Origin of the sequence: Streptomyces apocyni, assembly GCF_009739465.1 — a bacterium.
Classification (GTDB): Bacteria; Actinomycetota; Actinomycetes; order Streptomycetales; family Streptomycetaceae; genus Streptomyces; species Streptomyces apocyni.
On record NZ_WHOM01000020.1, the window covers coordinates 1 to 448 of the forward strand.

The following is a 448-nucleotide window of genomic DNA, read 5'->3' on the forward strand; positions in this document are numbered from 1 at the left end:
ACCCTCCCCGTTCGCGTACGCCTGAACCCGCACACCACTGTCGGCCACCTGCTGGCCCAGTTGCAGGACCAGCAGTCCGGTCTGATGGCCCATCATCATCTGGCCCTCACCGACATCCAGCGCCTGGCCGGGGGCGGTGAACTCTTCGACACCCTCGCCGTCCTGGAGAACTACCCGATGGACTCCAGCACCTTGGAGAACACCGTGGGCGGCGTCCGGCTGGAGGGCGTGTCCGGCCGGGATGCGACGCACTATCCGTTGAGTTTGGCGGTGATTCCTGGTGATGGGCTGAGGCTGCGGTTGGACCACCGCACCGACGTGTTCGACCACGATGCGGCCGCACGCATCCTGGACCGCTTCCAGCGAGCTCTGGAGATCCTGGCCGACGACCCGGACCAGCCTGTCTCGCGTCTGGACCTGCTGGTGGCCGATGAGCGTGAGCTGGTTC

1 protein-coding gene is annotated in these 448 nt (G+C 66.5%); it reads left to right on the forward strand.

Going from position 1 to position 448, the window contains the following annotated elements:
* Window positions 1-60 precede the first annotated feature (60 nt).
* Window positions 61-448 (forward strand): condensation domain-containing protein (locus GCN81_RS00080; RefSeq protein WP_231626280.1); only part of this gene is annotated, 388 nt, incomplete at its 3' end.